Annotated in this window: 11 protein-coding genes; 4 read left to right on the forward strand and 7 right to left on the reverse strand. The window is 60.3% G+C overall.

Annotated elements, in window-relative coordinates; translation table 11 throughout:
- Nucleotides 1–80: 80 nt before the first annotated feature.
- Nucleotides 81–782: a DUF1013 domain-containing protein gene (locus J2858_RS21110; RefSeq protein WP_210106838.1), complete on the forward strand. Its 702-nt coding sequence runs from the start codon at nucleotides 81–83 to the stop codon at nucleotides 780–782.
- A 66-nt stretch (nucleotides 783–848) separates the two neighbouring features.
- Here J2858_RS21110 and J2858_RS21115 read toward each other — a convergent pair whose 3' ends face one another.
- Both J2858_RS21115 and J2858_RS21120 read right to left on the reverse strand, forming a co-directional pair.
- Nucleotides 849–2783: a propionyl-CoA synthetase gene (locus tag J2858_RS21115; RefSeq protein WP_210106839.1), complete on the reverse strand. Its 1935-nt coding sequence runs from the start codon at nucleotides 2781–2783 to the stop codon at nucleotides 849–851.
- A 119-nt stretch (nucleotides 2784–2902) separates the two neighbouring features.
- Nucleotides 2903–3562 carry a YggS family pyridoxal phosphate-dependent enzyme gene (locus J2858_RS21120; RefSeq protein WP_210106840.1) on the reverse strand — a complete coding sequence of 220 codons (660 nt, stop codon included), beginning with the start codon at nucleotides 3560–3562 and terminating at the stop codon, nucleotides 2903–2905.
- Between the two features lie 170 nt (nucleotides 3563–3732).
- On the opposite strand from J2858_RS21120, the gene leuS reads away from it, so the two are divergent.
- The 3 genes from leuS to holA are packed head-to-tail and all read left to right on the forward strand — an operon-like array spanning nucleotide 3733 to nucleotide 7929.
- Nucleotides 3733–6366 carry a leucine--tRNA ligase gene (gene leuS / locus J2858_RS21125; protein ID WP_210106841.1) on the forward strand — a complete coding sequence of 878 codons (2634 nt, stop codon included), beginning with the start codon at nucleotides 3733–3735 and terminating at the stop codon, nucleotides 6364–6366.
- Complete coding sequence (locus J2858_RS21130) at nucleotides 6356–6877, forward strand: LPS assembly lipoprotein LptE (protein WP_210106842.1); 522 nt, start codon at nucleotides 6356–6358, stop codon at nucleotides 6875–6877. Before leuS ends, J2858_RS21130 begins: the two co-directional genes overlap by 11 nt.
- 5 nt (nucleotides 6878–6882) lie before the next feature.
- Nucleotides 6883–7929 (forward strand): DNA polymerase III subunit delta, encoded by a 1047-nt coding sequence (gene holA, locus J2858_RS21135; protein WP_210106843.1) that lies wholly within the window; start codon nucleotides 6883–6885, stop codon nucleotides 7927–7929.
- A gap of 45 nt (nucleotides 7930–7974) precedes the next feature.
- On the opposite strand, the gene J2858_RS21140 is transcribed toward holA, so the two are convergent.
- Genes J2858_RS21140 through mnmE form a run of 5 tightly spaced genes read right to left on the reverse strand, consistent with a single transcriptional unit; the run spans nucleotide 7975 to nucleotide 13519 of the window.
- Nucleotides 7975–8856, reverse strand: a complete 882-nt coding sequence (locus J2858_RS21140; RefSeq protein ID WP_210106844.1) for a ParB/RepB/Spo0J family partition protein — start codon at nucleotides 8854–8856, stop codon at nucleotides 7975–7977.
- Nucleotides 8857–8876: 20 nt separating this feature from the next.
- A complete protein-coding gene (locus tag J2858_RS21145) occupies nucleotides 8877–9668 on the reverse strand; it encodes a ParA family protein (RefSeq protein WP_210106845.1) in 792 nt (263 codons plus the stop codon).
- Between the two features lie 19 nt (nucleotides 9669–9687).
- Nucleotides 9688–10305, reverse strand: a complete 618-nt coding sequence (gene rsmG / locus J2858_RS21150; protein WP_210106905.1) for a 16S rRNA (guanine(527)-N(7))-methyltransferase RsmG — start codon at nucleotides 10303–10305, stop codon at nucleotides 9688–9690.
- Nucleotides 10305–12176, reverse strand: a complete 1872-nt coding sequence (gene mnmG, locus J2858_RS21155) for a tRNA uridine-5-carboxymethylaminomethyl(34) synthesis enzyme MnmG (RefSeq protein ID WP_210106846.1) — start codon at nucleotides 12174–12176, stop codon at nucleotides 10305–10307. Before mnmG ends, rsmG begins: the two co-directional genes overlap by 1 nt.
- A 35-nt stretch (nucleotides 12177–12211) precedes the next feature.
- Nucleotides 12212–13519, reverse strand: a complete 1308-nt coding sequence (gene mnmE, locus J2858_RS21160; RefSeq protein WP_210106906.1) for a tRNA uridine-5-carboxymethylaminomethyl(34) synthesis GTPase MnmE — start codon at nucleotides 13517–13519, stop codon at nucleotides 12212–12214.
- Between the last annotated feature and the right edge of the window lie 16 nt (nucleotides 13520–13535).

Raw genomic sequence — 13535 nt, forward strand, 5'->3', positions numbered from 1 at the left:
TAGAGCCCGGGAATTCCCGGAAATTGTGGTGACAGCCCACGGCCCGCGACACCGGCGCGGACGATAGAAGGATCATATCCATGGCTCAACAATTGCTCATGCCGAAGGCGACGGCAGTCTGGCTCGTCGACAACACGGCGCTCTCCTTCGATCAGATCGCCCAGTTCTGCAAGCTCCACCCTCTCGAGGTGAAGGCGATTGCCGATGGTGAAGCCGCGCAAGGCATCAAGGGTCTCGATCCGATCGCCACCGGCCAGCTGTCGCGCGATGAAATCGCCCGCGCGGAGAAGGACGTGAACTACCGCCTGAAGCTCTCCGAGCCGAAGGTACGCGTGCCGGAATCCAAGCGTCGTGGCCCGCGCTACACGCCGGTTTCCAAGCGCCAGGATCGCCCGAACGCCATTCTCTGGCTGGTGCGCAACCATGCCGAACTGAAGGATGCGCAGATTTCGCGCCTCGTCGGCACGACGAAATCCACCATCGAGCAGATCCGTGATCGCACTCACTGGAACGCGGCCAACCTGACGCCGATGGATCCGGTCACGCTGGGCCTTTGCAGCCAGATCGATCTCGATCTCGAAGTCGAACGCGCCGCCAAAAACCGCCCGCTGCCGACGGCCGCCGAAATGGGCGCCACGCTGCAGGCCGCCAGCGAAACCGAGAACCTCGGCTATCGCTACGAGCGCGAGGAAGAGAAGGAAATCGACGCCGACGCCGTCTTTGCCAAGCTGTCGTCGCTGAAATCCACCCGCACCGACGACGAGGATGACGACCGTTACTGAGGTCTGACCGTTCCTGTTTGAAAAGCCGGCCTCAGCGCCGGCTTTTTTATGCGCGCAATCTGCCTGCTACGCCGCTGACGGCGTAGGCGAAGGGCCAGCATAACCATGGTTGCGCAGGATCGCGCCGATCTCGTCGAGAATGGCCGGATCATCAATCGTTGCCGGCATCTTCCACGGCAAGCCATCGGCGATTTTCTGCATCGTGCCGCGCAGGATCTTGCCGGAACGGGTCTTTGGCAGGCGCTCGACGATCATCACGGTCCGGAAGGCTGCCACCGGGCCGATTTCCTGGCGCACCAGATCCACCACCTCACGAATGATCAGGGCGCTATCGCGCGTCACGCGGTTCTTCAAGACGAGGAAGCCGCAGGGGATCTGCCCCTTCAAGGCGTCCATGACCCCGATGACCGCACATTCGGCGACATCCGGATGCATGGCACAGACCTCTTCCATAGCTCCGGTGGAAAGACGATGGCCAGCGCAATTGATGATATCGTCGGTGCGTGCCATGACGAAGACATACCCATCCTCGTCGCGCATGCCGGCGTCGGCCGTCTTATAGTAGCCGGGAAACTCGTCGAGGCAGGTCGCGCGAAAGCGCTGGTCGGCATTCCAGAAGCTGACGAGGCAACCGGGGGGCAGGGGGAGCCGGATCACGATATTGCCGAGCGTGCCGGCCTCCACCGGATGTCCGGCATCGTCGACAACCTCGATCGCATGCCCCGGCATTGGAAGGGTCGGCGAGCCGTATTTGAACGGCAGGAGCCCGAGGCCCGCCGGATTGGCCGCAATCGCCCACCCGGTTTCCGTCTGCCACCAATGGTCGATCACCGGCACTTTCAACAGGCGCTCGGCCCATTTCAGCGTTTCCGGGTCGGCGCGTTCGCCGGCAAGAAACAGGGCGCGCAGACCCGACAGGTCATGACGGTAGACGAGATCACCGTCGGGGTCATCGCGGCGGATGGCACGAAAGGCAGTGGGCGCCGTAAACAGCACCTTCACGTCATAATCCTCGATCACCCGCCAGAAGGCCGCCGAATCCGGCGTTCCCACGGGCTTTCCCTCGAAGACGACGGTGGCATTGCCCGCCAGCAGCGGGCCGTAGACGATGTAGGAATGTCCGACCACCCAGCCGATATCGGAGGCCGCCCAGAAGGCTTCGCCGGGCGAGACGCCGTAGATATTGGCCATGGTCCAGTTGAGCGCCACCATGTGCCCGCCATTGTCGCGCACGACGCCCTTAGGCTGACCCGTGGTGCCCGACGTATAGAGAATATAGAGCGGGTCTGTGGCTGCCATGACGGCGCAGGGCACCACGGTTCCCTTTGCCTTTTCCACCTCCACCAGATGGGCAAAATCCGCATCGCCATGTTCGTAGCGCAGCGCGGCATGCAGCTGGTCGCGCTGCAGGATCAGACAGCAATCCGGCTTCACCCGCGCCATGTCCACCGCCTGGTCGAGCAGAGGCTTGTAGGGAACAACCCGGCCCGGTTCCAGACCGCAGCTGGCGCTGATCACCACCTTTGCCTGCGAATCATCCAGCCGCGTCGCCAGTTCATGGGCAGCAAATCCGCCGAACACCACCGAATGGATGGCACCCAAACGGGCGCAGGCCAGCATGGAAAAGATCGCCTCCGGCACCATCGGCATGTAGATGATGACGCGATCGCCCTTCTCCACACCGAGATTCTTGAGGACAGCGGCCACGGCCTGCACTTCCGTCAGCATGTCATCATAGGAATAGATGCGCTGGTCGCCGGTCATAGCGCTATCGAAGATCAGGGCCCGATCACCGCCGCGCCCGTCGGCGATATGGCGGTCAAGGCAATTATAGCAGGTATTGGTCTCGCCATCGGCAAACCAGCGACCGTAAACGCCCTGATCCGGATCAAAGACGCGCGTCGGCGGCTTGAACCAGTGCAGCGCCTTTGCCGCCTCGCCCCAGAAGGATTCCGGGTCCTGCTGCCATTCCTGATAGACCTCGTGATACCGGCTTTGCATCTGATCCTCCCATCGTCCGCCACTGCCCTCTGATGCAGTTTAGAAGCAGCTGATGAGAGCGAAAAGCCCGACGAAAGGGGAAGGCATCGCAAGCCTGGGACTCCGAGGCTTGCGCTTTGTCAACGATGGCCGAAGATTGCGGAGCCGACCCGCACGCTCGTCGCCCCAAAGGCAATTGCCGTTTCAAAATCGCCCGACATGCCAATGGACAGTTTCTCGACGCCGGCCTCGCGGCCGAGCTTTGCAAGAAGTGCGAAATAGGGGCCCGGATTGTCGTCAGCCGGCGGGATGCACATCAGCCCCTCCACCGACAAACCGAGCTCCTTGCGGCAGAAATCAACGAAAGCCACCGTCTCCTTCGGCGCGATGCCGGCTTTTTGCGGCTCCATGCCGATATTGACCTGGACATAAAGCCTGCATGGTTTTCCCTGCGTCTGCATCTCGGTGGCAACGGCGCGGGCGATCTTCTCGCGGTCGACCGTTTCGATCACGTCAAACAGGGCAACCGCATCGGCAGCCTTGTTGGATTGCAGCGGGCCGATGAGGTGAAGCTCGATGCCCGGTGTCTCCGATTTCAGCTGCGGCCACTTGCCCTGGCTTTCCTGGACGCGGTTTTCGCCGAACACACGCTGGCCCGCGGCAATGACGGGGCGGATGGCATCGGCCTCGAATGTCTTCGACACAGCTACGAGCGTCACAGAGCGTTCAGCCCGGCTTGCATCGTGCTCCGCCGCACTTATCTTTGTGCGGACCTCTGCCAGTCTTTCCTCGATCGTCATGGCCTCTCCTTGGGGTCGATGGCATTCTCTCTCGTCCGGCGATACCGCCAGAAGGGCCGAATGCCAAGTGTTTGATCGCCCGCGGCGCATCGGGCACCCTCAAAACTTGACGCTCACCGGCTTTCGTGGTGAAGGTCTCGCATCTTATTCATACCCGGAATTTCACTGAAATGGCGACCGAACGTTACAATCCGCGGGATGCCGAACCCCGTTGGCAGACAAAGTGGGCCGAAGAGAAGACCTTCGAGACCGACAACAACGACACCCGCGAAAAGTACTACGTGCTCGAGATGTTCCCCTATCCGTCGGGCCGCATCCACATGGGCCACGTGCGCAACTATGCGATGGGTGATGTGGTTGCGCGCTACAAGCGGGCCCGCGGCTTCAACGTGCTGCATCCGATGGGCTGGGATGCCTTTGGCATGCCGGCAGAAAACGCCGCCATGCAGAACAAGGTTCATCCGAAGGACTGGACCTACCAGAACATCGCCACCATGCGGGCGCAGCTGAAGTCGATGGGCCTGTCGCTCGACTGGTCGCGCGAGTTTGCGACCTGCGACGTCGATTATTATCACCGCCAGCAGTACCTGTTCCTCGACATGATGGAAAAGGGGCTGGTCTACCGCAAGCAGTCAAAGGTCAACTGGGACCCGGTCGACCAGACGGTTCTGGCGAACGAGCAGGTCATCGACGGCCGCGGCTGGCGCTCCGGCGCATTGGTCGAGCAGCGCGAGTTGACGCAGTGGTTCTTCAAGATCACGGAATTTGCCGAGGATCTGCTGGTAGCTCTCGACGGTCTCGACCAATGGCCGGAAAAAGTGCGCCTGATGCAGAAGAACTGGATCGGTCGCTCGGAAGGGCTGACGATCCGCTGGGAACTGTCGCAAGAAAGCACCTCCAAGGCCGGCTGCCGCGAGATCGAGGTCTATACGACCCGTCCGGATACGCTGTTCGGCGCGTCATTCCTCGCCATTTCCGCCGATCATCCGGTGGCAAAGGCGATTGCGGCAAGTAACGCCGAGGCCGCCGCGTTTGCCGAGGAATGCCGCCGGCAGGGCACATCGCTTGCCGCACTCGAAACGGCGGAAAAGAAGGGGTTCAACACCGGCCTCACCGTCAAGCATCCGCTCGATCCGAGCTGGGAGCTGCCTGTCTACATCGCCAATTTCATACTGATGGACTATGGCACGGGCGCGATCTTCGGCTGCCCCTCCGGTGACCAGCGCGACCTCGATTTCGCCCGCAAGTATGATCTGCCGGTCGTGCCGGTGGTGATGCCGAAGGACGGCGATGCGGCAAGCTTCACCGTGGGCGACGAGGCCTATGTCGGCGATGGCGTGATGATCAATTCGCGCTTTCTCGATGGCCTTTCGACAGACGACGCCTTCCAGAAGGTGGCGGACCTCCTGTCTCAACAGCAGGTCGGCAATGCGCCGCAGGCCGCGCGCAAGGTGAACTTCCGCCTGCGCGACTGGGGTGTTTCGCGCCAGCGCTACTGGGGCTGCCCGATCCCGGTCATCCATTGCGAAGTCTGCGGCGTGGTGCCGGTGCCGAAGAAGGATCTTCCCGTCCAGCTGCCGGATGACGTCACCTTCGACGTTCCCGGCAATCCGCTCGACCGTCACGCGACCTGGCGACATGTGGCCTGCCCGCAATGCGGCCATGATGCGCGGCGTGAAACCGACACGATGGACACGTTCGTCGATTCGAGCTGGTATTTCGCCCGTTTCACCGCCCCATGGGAAGACCGCCCCACGGACCCGGCAGTTGCCGACCGCTGGCTGCCAGTCGACCAGTATATCGGTGGCATCGAGCACGCGATCCTGCATCTGCTTTATTCGCGCTTCTTCACACGCGCCATGCGCGAAACCGGCCATGTGAACCTCAGCGAACCCTTCAAGGGCCTCTTTACGCAGGGCATGGTGGTGCATGAAACCTATCGCCTCGGCGAAGGGCAGAACGGTCAGTGGGTGGCGCCGGCGGAAATCCGCATCGAGGATATCGATGGGGCCCGCAAGGCCTATATGCTGACGTCCGGCGAGGAAGTGTCGATCGGCTCGATCGAAAAAATGTCGAAGTCGAAAAAGAACGTTGTCGATCCGGATGATATCATCGCCTCCTACGGTGCAGATACCGCCCGCTTCTTCGTTCTGTCGGATTCGCCGCCGGAGCGCGATGTGATCTGGTCGGAATCCGGTGTCGAAGGCGCGCACCGCTTCGTTCAGCGCGTCTGGCGCCTCGTGTCGGAAGCCGCTCCTACCTTGAGTGCCGCCGAAGCAAAGCCGGCTCACGAAGGCTCGGCGCTCGCCATTTCGCAGATCGCCCACAAGACGCTGAAAGCGGTCGAGGGTGATTACGAAAAGCTTGCCTTCAACAAGGCTGTCGCCAGGATCTATGAGCTGGTGAATTCGCTGGCGCAACCGCTGACGCAGGTTGCGGGCGGCAGCGCCGATGCGGCAACCGTTTCCGCCGTTCGCGATGCCACGCAGATCCTGGTGCAGCTGATCGCACCCATGACACCGCATCTGGCGGAAGAGTGCTGGTCCGTCCTTGGAAACGAGGGTCTGATTGCGCAGGCCGGCTGGCCTGTCTTTGATGCAGCACTCGTGGCCGACAATGACGTGCTGCTGCCGGTGCAGATCAATGGCAAGAAGCGGGCGGAATTGACAATCGCCCGTGACGCGGATCACAATACTATCGAGCAGGCAGTCCTGCAGATTGAAGCGGTGCGTACGGCCCTTGCCGGCGGTGCGCCGAAAAAGATCATCATCGTCCCACAGAGGATCATCAACATTGTTGTTTGAACTCTCACCGGCCCTTCGCCGCGCAAGCCAGCTTGTGCTCATTCTTGCAGCCGCGGTGTCCCTGTCGGCCTGCCAGGTGCGACCGCTCTATTCATCCACAAGCGGTACACCGCAGAAGCTGGCGGCGATCAAGTTCTCTGCAGCCGGCGACCGGGTGGGTCAGGTGGTGCGAAACCAGCTGATCTTCCTGACGAGCGGTGGTGCAGGGGAGGCGGTAACGGCCGACTATCAGCTTGCAATGAGCGTGACGTCGGTTCGCGCCGACATTCTGGATGACCAGATCTCCCAGAGCGTGACCCCCGGCCGCGTCACCGTATCGGCAACCTATACGCTCACCAAGATTAGTGACGGCAAGGTCCTGCGGACCGCGACGCGCTCTGTGACGTCGCTCGTCGATATCGGCAACCAGCAGTTTGCCAAACTTCGCGCCTACCGCGATGCGGAAGACCGCGCTGGACGTGAACTTGCCGAATTCATCCGCGCGGATCTTGCTGCTACCCTTGGCCGCTGAGCGCCATGGCGGAAATCAAGGCCCATGAGTTCGAGCGGCTGTTGCCGAAAGCCGCGCAACTCTACCGGATTTTCCTGATCTACGGACCCGATCGCGGACTTGTTTCGGAACGTGCCGGCGAGCTGGCGGCAAAGGCCGGCGTCTCGCAGGACGACCCGTTCTCCTTTACACGGCTGGATCTCTCCGACCTTCAGGGCGATCCCGGTCGTCTCGTGGACGAAGTCAATTCGGTAGGCCTTTTCGGCGGCAATAAGCTGGTCTGGCTGCGTGGAAACGGCAGCGAGAAGCCGCTGGCAGATGCGCTGCAGGTCCTACTTGCAGGACCTGAACCGGAAAACCTTCTGATCATCGAAGGTGGTGATCTCAAGAAAACCAATGTGCTGCGCAAGCTTTGCGAACCGGCCAAGCTTGCGGTTGCCATCCCCTGCTATGCGGATGACGTCAAGTCTTTGAATCTGTTGATAGATCACGAGCTTTCAGCAGAAAACCTGCGCATCACCGCCGATGCACGTGAACGGCTTCTGGAAGGGCTGGGCGGCGACCGCGTGGCATCTCGCAACGAGATCCGCAAGCTCGCCCTCTATTGCCGCGGCAATGCCGTCATCGAGGAACATCACGTGACGGAGATCATCGGTGATGCTAGTGCCATCTCCACCGATGATGCTCTTGATTGCGTGCTGAAGGGAGACTTGCCCGGACTTCATCGAGCCATCCAGAAGATCGTCAGTTCAAAGACGCCGATCTTTCTCGTGCTGCAGTCTTGTCTGCGCCAATTTCAACTGCTCGACCTTATGCGTGCCGAAATGGATGAGAAGCGCAGCCAGCCGGCGCAGATCATGCAGACAATGGGCCGCCATATCCATTTCAAGCGCAAGCCCCTATTTGAGAAGGCGCTCCGCAGCTGGACGGGTGAGGCCCTGGCCCGCGAGACCAATCGCCTCCAAACCGCCGTTCTCCACTCTCGCCAGAAGGCAGTTCTGGAAGATACCATCGCGTTTCAGACCTTGCTCGCGACGGCGCTTCAATCTGCACGAGGTGCAGCGCGCGGCTAAACCGCGGTTTTCGGTCCAAAATCGGGGCTTATCGGTCTGGAACGCCTATCGGCGCTCCAAAAGCCGGCAGACTTCTTCCAGCTGTTCCAGCGTACGATAGGAAATGCGGATCTGGCCGCTACCGCTCTTGTGGCTGATCTTCACGTCCAGTCCAAGCGCATCCGTTAACGTCCGCTCCAGCGCCAGAGTGTCGGAATCCTTCTCCGGAGCCCGCGACAGCGTCTGCGGCTCACTTTGTGCCTTGATGTCATTCTGGGCCAGTCGTTCGGCATCCCGCACCGACATACCCTTGGCGACGATGGTGCGGGCAAGCGCTGCCGGATCGGATGTCGACACAAGCGCACGTGCGTGGCCGGCCGAGAGATCGCCCGACGAGAGCATATCCCGCACCGGTTCCGGCAGTTTCAGCAGGCGCAGGCTGTTGGCCACATGGCTTCGGCTCTTGCCGATGATCTCGCCAAGATCGTTCTGCGTGTAGCCATGTTCGGCGATCAGCTGCTCATAACCCAGCGCTTCTTCCAGCGGATTGAGGTCCGAACGCTGGACGTTTTCGACGATCGCGATTTCCAGCGCCGTGCGATCATCCACATCGCGGACGATCACCGGGATTTCGATCAAACCCGACAGCTGGGCTGCACGCCAGCGGCGCTCACCGGCAATAATTTCAAAATCATTTCCAACCGGGCGGACGACGACTGGCTGGACAATCCCGTGCTGACGGATGGAGCTCGCCAGGTCCTGCAACTCGGCTTCATCGAATGTGCGGCGCGGGTTGCGCGGATTGCGCAACACATGTTCAATGGGCACCAGTCGATCGGGATTGACAGCGCGCGCCGCAGGCTCGCCCACCGGCAAAGCCTGGTCCATTTCGCCGATCAATGCGGCAAGGCCGCGACCGAGGCGCCGCTTGGAAAGATCTTCACTCATTTCATTTTACCCTTGGCAGATCAGGCAGCCTTACGCCGCCGTTCGCGCTGAATGACCTCGGAGGCCAGCTGCAAATAGGCCTGGCTTCCCGCGCATTTCAGATCATAGAGGATGGCGGGCTTGCCATAGGAGGGCGCCTCGGAGACGCGAACATTGCGTGGAATGAGCGTGTGGTAGACTTTCTCGCCGAGATAGGTACGCACATCATTCACCACCTGCTGCGCGAGGTTGTTGCGTGCGTCAAACATTGTGAGCACGATCCCCTGAATATCGAGACCCGGATTGATCGTCTGACGCACCTGATTGACCGTCTCCAGAAGCTGGCTCAAACCCTCCAGTGCGAAGAATTCGCACTGCAGCGGAACCAAGACCGAATGAGCGGCCGCCATAGCGTTGATGGTCAGCAGATTAAAGGAGGGAGGGCAATCGAGCAGGATATAGGAAAAATCGAGCGCCTCGACCGTTTGCAGCGCGCGGCGCAGCCGGAAAGCGCGATCGGCATCGCGGCCGATTTCCATCTCAAGACCGAGAAGATCCATCGTGGAGGGAACGATGAAAAGGTTCGGAACGGCAGTGGCGATAGCGGCATCCCGGATGGTCTGGCTACCCATCATCACGTCGAAGGACGACATCTTGCGATCCTTCCGGTCAATGCCGAGCCCTGTGCTGGCATTACCCTGCGGATCGAGGTCAACAATCAGAACCCGTTCGCCAATAGCGGCCAGAGCCGTCGCGAGATTGATGGCGGTCGTCGTTTTGCCGACACCACCCTTCTGGTTGGCGATTGTGATGATCCGATTGCTCTCGTACATGGAACACCTGCTGGTGAGGTCAAAGCCTGCGCTGCAGCTGAGAGACTTCCAAGATCACGGAATCATCCTCGACAACGCTTGCATGTTGTACCAGATCGAAGTTCCAGCGGCCATGCGCTTTGTCGACTTCAGCCGCGTAATCCCGGCCTTTGTGCAGATAGGCCTTGACGGCAGGATTGGACAGCATCCAACCGGATGCGTAATCGAGCAGAAGCGGCAGTTCGGCAAGCGCACGGGCCGAAATCCGGTCGCATCGGGGTACGGTTTGCACGGCAGCTTCAATTCGCACCGGGTGAACGGAGGCACGACCGCCCGTTTCCGCAATGGCAGTTCTCAGGAAAGAAGCCTTTTTCTGGTTGCTCTCGATGAGATGGACCCAGCCTTCTCCGAGCTCCGCCAGGAAAATCGCCGTAATGATGCCTGGGAACCCACCGCCGGAACCGAGATCCACCCACACAGCCGGCTCAGGGGAGAGCTGGAAGATCTGGGCGCTGTCGGCAATGTGGCGTTTCCAGAAATCAACCTTCGTCGAGGGAGCGACGAGATTGATAGTCCGTGCCCACTTCTGGAAGAGCGCTTCGAAGCGCTCCAGGCGGTCGACTGTTTCACGTGAAACACGTTTGCCGTTCAGTTGCATCAAGAGACTCGCACCTCGCGAAGCGGCTCTGCCTTCTTCACCAGCACCAGGATCAGTGCCAGCGCTGCCGGCGTCATACCGTCAACCTTGGATGCCTGGGCGATGTTGCGCGGCGCGGCACGCTTCAGTTTTAACTTCAATTCATTTGACAGGCCCGAGATCTGGTCGAAGTCGAACGTATCCGGAATCTGCCGATCTTCGTCTCGCCGGACCGATTGGATATCCGCCTGCTGGCGCGCCATATAGACAGCATAGCCGGCTTCGATTTCCAGAGCCTCGGCAACCGGCTTAGGCAGTTGCTTAAGTTCCGGCCAGACTTGCCGGACCGATGATATGTCAATATCGGGATAGGACAGAAGATCATAGGCGCTCCGCCGCTGACCGTCCTGATTGAGATGCAGGCCGTGCGTCTCCGCTTCCTTGGGAGTCACGGTCAAGCTCTGCAGCATGTTCCGGCCGTTCGCTATGTGCGATTCAAATTCTTCGAATTTTTCCGCGCGCGCTTTTCCTGCAAGGCCGAGCTTGATCGCAATGGGTGTCAGGCGAAGATCCGCATTGTCGGCACGAAGCGAAATGCGATACTCGGCACGGGAGGTGAACATGCGATAAGGTTCAGTGACCCCGCGGCTCGTCAGGTCATCAATCAACACGCCGATATAGGAGTCCGTTCGGCTAAACGTGACAGCTTGTTCGCCGCCCGCCAACCGGGCAGCATTCAAGCCGGCGACCAGACCTTGCGCGCCTGCTTCCTCGTAGCCCGTCGTGCCGTTGATCTGGCCCGCTAGAAACAGACCACCCATCCGTTTCAGCTGCAGATCCACTCCCAATTCGCGCGGATCGACGTGATCATATTCGATGGCATAGCCCGGCTGGCGGATTTCGACCTGCTCAAGCCCGGGGATTGTGCGGATGAACGCTTCCTGAATATCGGCGGGCAGGGAGGTCGAAATGCCATTCGGATAGACTGTGTCGTCATCCAAGCCTTCCGGCTCCAGGAAAATCTGATGCCCGTCCCGTTCCCCGAACCGAACGATCTTGTCCTCGATCGAGGGACAGTAGCGGGGACCAACGCCGGTAATCTGCCCGGAATACATGGCCGACTTTTTGATGTTGTCGGCGATGATCTTGTGCGTTGCATCGATTGTTCGCGTCACACCACAGGCAATCTGCCGGTTGGTGATCGTCTGCGTCATGAAGGAAAAGGGAACCGGCTCCTCATCCGCTTCCTGGCTGCCGATGGCACTCCAGTCGATGGTCGCGCCATTGAGACGCGCCGGCGTTCCGGTCTTCAGACGGCCGAGCGACAGACCGAGCGCGCCAAGCGTGGCAGACAGCCCGGTGGACGGCGCTTCTCCCACGCGACCGGCAGGAATGGTTTGGTCGCCGATGTGGATCATGCCACGCAAAAACGTGCCGGTCGTCAAGACGACGGCGTGGCAGGGCAGGCGGGTCCCGTCCTTCATCACGACGCCTGTGACACGCCCATCCGCATGCTCCAGATCGAAAGCATCACCTTCGATGACAGTGAGATTGGTGTGCCCGAAAATTTCTCGCTGCATGGCTTCACGATAAAGCCTGCGATCCGCCTGGGTCCGGGGCCCACGGACAGCCGGACCCTTCTTGCGATTGAGCAAGCGAAACTGGATACCGGCGGCATCCGCAACGCGGCCCATCAATCCATCCAGCGCATCTATCTCGCGAACGAGATGTCCTTTCCCCAGGCCACCGATCGCCGGATTGCAGGACATGACACCGATCGTGTCGCGGCGATGGGTCACCAGTGCGGTTTTCGCACCGAGGCGAGCTGCCGCCGACGCCGCTTCGCATCCGGCATGTCCGCCGCCAATTACAATTACGTCAAAGCCGTTCATGTCCACGCCCGCTGTCCCGCAGTGTTTCACGTGAGTCATTTGCCAATGCAGAATTCGGAAAAAATCACATCCAAGAGATCTTCCACATCGACCCGACCGGTGATGCGACCTAGCTCTTCTGCTGCCAGTCTCAGGCTTTCCGCCCGAAGGTCGAGTTCCGCCCCTGATAACGCTTCTGCCATGAAATGGGAAGCGCGTTGAAGGTGGGCAAGATGGCGGAGCCTTCCGGCCCCGCTGGCGGAGACGGCAGCCCAGTTATCGCGCACACGCGCCAGAATAGCCTGACGCAGGTCGTCGAGACCTTCCCCTGTTTTCGTCGAAATCAGGAGATCGAAAGATCTGTCGGCACTGGCGCCATTGTCTTTTTTTGTCCCAATATGAAGAATGGGGATGTCGCTTGCAAGATCGAGGGATTGTTGCGCCTGAGAATCGATTTCCGTGAGGTGGAGAACAAGATCAGCTTCGGCTATCGCTTGTCGTGCTCTTCGTACGCCCTCACGTTCGATCACGTCAGTGGTCTCCCGCAAACCCGCGGTGTCATAGAAGCGCACCAGAAAGCCATCCAGATCGAGATCGACATGCAGAATATCGCGCGTGGTTCCGGCAATATCGGTGACGATCGCCACGTCGCGCTTCGAGATCGCGTTGAGGAAGCTCGATTTCCCGGCATTGGGCGGTCCGGCGATCACGACTTTGAACCCGTCGCGCACAGCACCCGCCTTTTCGGTCGCCAAGATCTGGCTTGTGACCTGGCGTTGGATTGCCTCGACCTGCCGCCAGACCTGATCAGACACTGAGCCCGGAACATCGTCCTCATCAGCGAAATCAAGTTCTGCCTCGATGAGGGCACGGCAGCGGGTTAGCCCTTCCGCCCATTCCCCATACTGACGCGATAGGCCGCCTGCGCTCTGCTCGATGGCCAGTCGACGCTGCATTTCAGTTTCTGCCGAGATGAGGTCTCCCAACCCCTCCACTTCGACAAGATCCATCTTGCCATTGTTGAAGGCGCGCTGCGTGAACTCTCCCGCCTCCGCCGGGCGAAGTCCAAGCGCCAGAAGCTCGCTCTGCAGAGCCGCCACCACGGCAGGGCCGCCATGCAGCTGGAATTCCAGGCAATCTTCCCCGGTAAAGGACGCAGGTCCAGGAAAGCTCAGCACCAATCCCTTGTCGATCAGCTCACCGTTCCGGCGGCGAATCGATCGCAGAACCATGGCACGGCCTGCAGGGAAGGATGTCAAATCGCGCCCCGCGGTGAAGGCATCAGGACCACTTAAACGAACAACGGCGACACCGGATGGTGTCGCCCCGCTCGAAAGTGCAAAGATTGTGTCTGACTGGTTCAGGGACATAAGCCCTCTT

It is taken from the genome of Neorhizobium galegae (assembly GCF_017877135.1).
Classification (GTDB): Bacteria; Pseudomonadota; Alphaproteobacteria; order Rhizobiales; family Rhizobiaceae; genus Neorhizobium; species Neorhizobium galegae_A.

Excerpts from the sequence above, each read along its gene's own strand:
- J2858_RS21110 (WP_210106838.1), top strand. The coding sequence starts at position 81 with ATGGCTCAACAATTGCTCATGCCGAAGGCGACGGCAGTCTGGCTCGTC.
- J2858_RS21115 (WP_210106839.1), bottom strand. The coding sequence starts at position 2,783 with ATGCAAAGCCGGTATCACGAGGTCTATCAGGAATGGCAGCAGGACCCG.
- J2858_RS21120 (WP_210106840.1), bottom strand. The coding sequence starts at position 3,562 with ATGACGATCGAGGAAAGACTGGCAGAGGTCCGCACAAAGATAAGTGCG.
- leuS (WP_210106841.1), top strand. The coding sequence starts at position 3,733 with ATGGCGACCGAACGTTACAATCCGCGGGATGCCGAACCCCGTTGGCAG.
- holA (WP_210106843.1), top strand. The coding sequence starts at position 6,883 with ATGGCGGAAATCAAGGCCCATGAGTTCGAGCGGCTGTTGCCGAAAGCC.
- J2858_RS21140 (WP_210106844.1), bottom strand. The coding sequence starts at position 8,856 with ATGAGTGAAGATCTTTCCAAGCGGCGCCTCGGTCGCGGCCTTGCCGCA.
- J2858_RS21145 (WP_210106845.1), bottom strand. The coding sequence starts at position 9,668 with ATGTACGAGAGCAATCGGATCATCACAATCGCCAACCAGAAGGGTGGT.
- rsmG (WP_210106905.1), bottom strand. The coding sequence starts at position 10,305 with ATGCAACTGAACGGCAAACGTGTTTCACGTGAAACAGTCGACCGCCTG.
- mnmG (WP_210106846.1), bottom strand. The coding sequence starts at position 12,176 with ATGAACGGCTTTGACGTAATTGTAATTGGCGGCGGACATGCCGGATGC.